Origin of the sequence: Cytophaga sp. (assembly GCF_051961495.1) — a bacterium.
Taxonomy (GTDB): domain Bacteria; phylum Bacteroidota; class Bacteroidia; order Cytophagales; family Cytophagaceae; genus Cytophaga.
On sequence record NZ_JBQCDF010000320.1, the window covers coordinates 1 to 5,552 of the forward strand.

A 5,552-nucleotide genomic window follows, 5' to 3' on the forward strand; every position below is an offset into this window, starting at 1 on the left:
TGATGAACTGAAGATTATTGTATTTCATCCAAGTGATATTGAATGGGCAAAGACATTCATTCCGAAGCTTAAAAAAGGATGTAAACTGTTCCTGCAGCCCGAATGGTCGCGTCAGGAAGAGATGCTGCCGCAGATTATATCGTTTGTGAAAGAGAATCCGGAGTGGGAGATCTCGCTGCAGATTCACAAATTCATGAATATTCCATAATCGCAGATACTCGGAGCTGGCACAAGTATTTGTTTATGCTTTAGTCCTGTTTACTTCGCATCGCTGGCGCAAGCATTTGCTTGTGCCCTAGTTCAATTTACTTCTCAATTTTCAAACTCATCCGAACCGTATTTTTAACCGCATAGGTGATCCAGCAAAGCAGGGCTGGTACAATCACCGTAAACTGTCTCGGATAAGCGCTCACCAGCGAGCTTAAGACCAGGTAAATCAAACAAAAGCTTGTCAGCACAATAATTTCCAACGGTATATTTTTCCGGTTGATCGCGAGTACAACCAGTGAAAAGATTGCGGCAAAAAGCAGCAAGCTGTTCACGTATACACGTATCAATGTCGATGGACTTTGAAAATAATACGAAGCCGGAAAGCCGAATAATAACCGGCCGATATTGGCAAACCAGTTCCTGGCATAGTTCGCCGGGTTTGATTTTATATGCTGAACAGCAAGCGCTTTAAATACAGAATCGGCTTGTATCACAGTCTTCATGCTGTTTACCTGTGCAATATCCGCGGCATGGTTTGCAGCAATCAGCGGTGCATTACAGAAAACCTTGCCATGGCAGTTAGCCGTGAAAGTATTGTTGTTCCAGTCCCCGTATTCATTCTCATCCAGCGATGTCATCCAGTACAATACTTTGCCGCTTTCACTACTTAAATAAAAGAATTTTCCGGTAAGCTGCCAGGTGTAGATCAGGTAAGGAGCAAGTACAAGCAGGGCCGTGCTGAACAGGTAAACCAGGCGTTGGGTAGTAATAGATGCACGGTCTTTCAGGTAGAAATAAACGGAGATAAACAGTAATGGCAGCAGGACATAAGCGAACACAACCTTGGTCAGAATCAGAAAGCCAAAAGTAAAACCGGCAAGGATAATATGCTTGTAATTAATTGTTTCTTGTTTATGAATACGGATAATCTGATAACTGAATGCACTGATCAGAAAGAGGGTAAAGGTTTCTGTAAGAATGCAGGGCATCTCCTGATAAGCAAGAAAATAACAACCCCAGCAAAGTGCAACAATACAAGCTGTCTTAAAAGAATTAAACAGCAATTCTATGGCTTTGAACAGATAAACAACCGATAGGTAATGCAGCAGTGCATTGAATAGTGTAATGCAGATCAGCGGGGTTTTTACTGCTGCAAAGGGCATAAGCAGGATCGGATAACCGGGGCCATTGATCAGGTCTATATTTGGGTAGGCCGGTGAATAGAATCCATGAAGGAGGTTCTGTGCAAACTGCAGGTAACGGGCTTCATCGCCTTCCATCTGATCCGTATGGAAGTACAGCACATACAAACTATAAAGAAGCAGAAACGGTAAAAAAAGTATGTAAGGCGACTTATTTTTAAATGCTGTTGCAGGCATGAATCTGAATAGTAATGTTTTCTGTAAAACAAGATAGGCACAATTCAACAATTTTCAATATGGAAGACAACGATTAGGAAATCCCAAATCCCAAATCCCAAATCCCAAATAACAAACTCTAAATCCCGGATCACAATGGAAGTTTTCAGCAGGAATATTGAAAACAGATTTTGCAAAAAAGAATTGCTATATTAGGTATTCGTTTACAGATAAAATATGAATAGAATTTACATATTCCTAACCGTATTTCTTTTATTGTCAGGTATGATGGTTAATGCCCAGACGCCGGCTCCCACATACCATACGAAAAATAAAAAATCAATCGCCTCTTACCAGGAAGCTGAATTGCTGCAACAACAACGCCGCTGGAACGAAGCTATAACCATACTGGATGCCATCCTTCAGAAGGATACAGGCTTTGTAGAGGCTTATTTTAAAGCCGGTGCCATGCAGATGGCAATGGGCAATAAGGCTGCTGCAAAAAAATATTTTTGCAAGGGCTCAGATCTCGATCCGAACGTGAAAGGTTTTGCCGGCGCTTATTATACTGCCGGAGAATTGAGTTATAACGATGGTGAATATGTCAAAGCAAAGCGTTATTTCGGATATGCACTTGCCGTACATCCAAACGATAAAAAGATCCTGGAACAATCTCCGGTATACATTACACGCTGTGATTATGCAATTGAAATGATGAAGCATCCGGTTGATTTTAAACCGGTCCTGATGCCGGCCTCCATCAATAGTTCCTTTGCGCAGTCTCATCCCGTATTAACAGCAGACGGCAAGACTTTGTATTATACAACGCTTGCCGGTCTCTCACGTCAGGATGATGAAAATATCGTTGTGTCTACTTTTAAAGATGGTGCATGGAGTGCTCCTCAAACGATTTCAGATAACATCAATACAAAAGATAATGAAGGTACCTGCTCTGTTTCCATGGATGGGAATTCACTCGTGTTTGTTGGTTGCGGAAGACCAGACGGACGCGGCTCCTGTGATTTGTACCTGAGCAAACGCGTAAATGGAGTTTGGTCTAAGCCGGTAAACCTTGGACCATCAATCAATAGCACCAGCTGGGACTCGCACCCGAGTTTATCCGCCGATGGCCGCACACTGTACTTTGTCTCCGCACGTGCGGGTGGTTACGGAAAAGAAGATATTTATGTCTCTCATCTGAATGAAGATGGTGCCTGGTCGGATGCGATCAATGCAGGTAATGCAATCAATACTCCGGGAACGGAGTTCTCACCGTTTATTCATGCAGACGGAACTACGCTGTATTTCTCTTCCAACGGTCTTCTGGGTATGGGCGGACTAGACCTCTTTTATACAAAGGGGATGGATACCAGCTGGACGGCACCGGTAAACATGGGTTATCCATTGAATACAAATCTGAATGACGAGACGTTGTTTATTACTGTTGATGGAACCAAAGGATATTATTCGCGCTTTGACGGGCAGAATGTAAATTACAATTCGCGTATTTTTTTATATGAATTTGACATGCCTGCGTCCTTTAAACCTGCAAAACTAAGCACCTATACACAAGGACATATCTATGATAAGCAAACTAAAAAAGGACTCGGTGCGCGTGTAGAATTAATTGATCTTGCTTCAGGAAAAGTTACTCAGTCTGTTCTGTCAGATAGTATTACCGGTGAGTATACGATTGTTATTACAGAAGGCAAGGAGTATGCCTTGTTTGTGAACCGTGTGAATTATTTATTTGAATCCTTAAACTTTAACTACATCAAGCCTTCCAGCTTTAATCCGCAGACCCTCGATGTATATTTGACTCCGATTCTTGCAGGTTCCAGAGTAGCACTCAACAATATATTCTTTGAAACCAATTCATTTGTATTGGAAGACAAATCCAAAATTGAATTGGATAAATTGATTTCCTTTATTCAGTTAAATCCAAAGCTGAAGATTGAACTGTCTGGCTATACAGATAATGTCGGTTCTGCAGAAGCCAATATGAAACTATCAAATAACCGGGCGAAGGCAGTATATGATTACTTGCTGGCACATAATATTAAAGCGACAAGTATTGTTTATAAAGGTTATGGAGCAAGCAATCCGGTAGCGGATAATGCAACAGAAGAGGGCAGACAGAAAAACAGAAGACTGGAAATAAAAATACTGTAATAAAAAAGCCCCCGATAGCTATCGGGGGCTTTTTATTTATAATTAATGTTGGAAGTCAAACATGTAACCGGATTTTTTCTTCTTAGCTTTTTTATGGCTTTTGTGCTTTCCGGCAGGTTTACCAGGGGTTGCAGTAGCAACAATAGTAGATAATGCGAAAACTATTGTTAATATGAATACGATCTTTTTCATGGCGTTCAGCTGTTTATAAACACTAAAATAGTAATATTCTGTCAATTTACATAATTTATTTTGTATTTCCTGCTTTGTGCACTTTTTTCTTAAATAACTACGGTTTGGGTTTTTATCTCATATTTCTTCAGAAAAACTTAACATTGAAAAACGAACGATTTATCCGATATGAGCGTACTGTATAGTATATTAACAGAATGTTAACAAATCATTAAATAATTATTATTATGAAAAATATCGTCGCAGTACTCGCTTCCACATTATTTATGATTTCAGTTGTATCAGCATCACCTGTAAAGACAAATAAAGGCTCCAGGTCTAATCATCCTGTGCAGATCTCAGATCAGATAAACAGAATGATTGGTTATCCCTCTCAGTTATTAAACGGAAATGATCAGTCTGTGGTCGTTTCATATGAACTGGATGCGGCAAATATTATTCATGTAAAAGATGTACACACCTCAAATACAGCACTTAAGGAATATGTTACGAAGCATCTGGAAGGTAAAAAAATTAAAAATGCAGCTATGCAGGCAGAAGATAATGTAGTGATTATACATTTTGTGGCTTCCAAAGAACAGCAATATTTCTTTCAATATTAATCTAAAACTGTTAAGATAAAATTTATTAACAATAGATTATTTAATCTTTAACGCATGTAAAATAGTGGTGCTTTAGCATCACTATTTTTTTTGTCTGATTATTATATTAACTTGTACTTAAATATGTTAAGTTGTATGAAAAAGGGCATATATTTAGTTCTGTTTTTAATTTTTTATGGAAATGTATTTTGTCAGGTAGTTCCTGGCAATTATGATAAAAACTACAAAAAAGGCAAAGAGCATATAGCAATGGAAGAGTACCACCAGGCACTTCCATATTTGTTGGAAGCCTGGAAAGTAGACACTACCGACCATAAGCTGGCTTATAATATTGTTGAATGTTATTTTCATACCAAGCAGGAACTGCATGCCTTCCCATACATGGATAATGCAAAGGTTAACAACAAAGATCCAAAACTGACTTTTTACTATGCACGGATTTTTCATCTGCAGCATAAATTCGAGCTGGCAATTTCATTATATCGCGAATACCAGCAAACACTTGATTCTGAAGAACCGGAATATTTTGAAATGCACCAATATATTGCAAACTGTAAAAATGGAATAGAATTGGTTAAAAATCCGGTGAAAGTAAAAATTACCAACCTGGGCCCTAAGGTCAATTCTCCGTATCCGGATTATGTGCCGGTGATTTCCGCCGATGAAACAGAATTGCTCTTTACATCCCGCAGACCCAGCACAACAGGTGGGGGGAAAGATCTGGAAGATGGATTTTATTTCGAAGATATTTACCAGTCCAACAAATTAACGGAGTCTGAATGGTCTGATCCGGTAGATATCGGCAACGGAATCAATACAGAATCGCATGATGCTTGTGTGGCGCTATCTCCGGATGGTATGGAGTTGATTATGTACAGACACTCCGGAACAGACGGGGGAGATTTGTATGTTAGCGTTTTAAAAGGTGAAGTATGGGATAAACCTAAAAGACTCGGACCATCCATTAACACGCCATACTGGGAGCCAAGCGCAACCGTTTCTTCTGATGAAAAGGTAA

At 39.6% G+C, this 5,552-nt stretch carries 4 protein-coding genes and 2 pseudogenes; 4 read left to right on the forward strand and 2 right to left on the reverse strand.

Annotation, left to right across the window (positions count from 1 at the left end; genetic code table 11):
* Positions 1-208 (forward strand): annotated as a pseudogene (locus ACTHJT_RS17595) (7-carboxy-7-deazaguanine synthase QueE); the annotation flags it as partial.
* Positions 209-305: 97 nt separating this feature from the next.
* On the opposite strand, the gene ACTHJT_RS17600 reads toward ACTHJT_RS17595, so the two are convergent.
* On the reverse strand, positions 306-1,589 hold the full coding sequence (locus tag ACTHJT_RS17600) for an ArnT family glycosyltransferase (RefSeq protein WP_440240650.1): 1,284 nt from the start codon (positions 1,587-1,589) through the stop codon (positions 306-308).
* A gap of 216 nt (positions 1,590-1,805) precedes the next feature.
* On the opposite strand from ACTHJT_RS17600, the gene ACTHJT_RS17605 reads away from it, so the two are divergent.
* The gene (locus ACTHJT_RS17605; RefSeq protein WP_440240652.1) at positions 1,806-3,740 is read left to right on the forward strand and encodes an OmpA family protein; all 1,935 of its coding nucleotides are present in this window, start codon (positions 1,806-1,808) and stop codon (positions 3,738-3,740) included.
* A gap of 42 nt (positions 3,741-3,782) precedes the next feature.
* Here ACTHJT_RS17605 and ACTHJT_RS17610 read toward each other — a convergent pair whose 3' ends face one another.
* Positions 3,783-3,932, reverse strand: coding sequence for a hypothetical protein (locus ACTHJT_RS17610; RefSeq protein ID WP_440240654.1), 150 nt, complete (start codon positions 3,930-3,932; stop codon positions 3,783-3,785).
* A 227-nt stretch (positions 3,933-4,159) separates the two neighbouring features.
* Here ACTHJT_RS17610 and ACTHJT_RS17615 point away from each other — a divergent pair, with 227 nt between their 5' ends.
* On the forward strand, positions 4,160-4,534 hold the full coding sequence (locus ACTHJT_RS17615) for a hypothetical protein (RefSeq protein WP_440240656.1): 375 nt from the start codon (positions 4,160-4,162) through the stop codon (positions 4,532-4,534).
* A gap of 135 nt (positions 4,535-4,669) precedes the next feature.
* A pseudogene (locus ACTHJT_RS17620) lies at positions 4,670-5,552 on the forward strand (OmpA family protein); the annotation flags it as partial.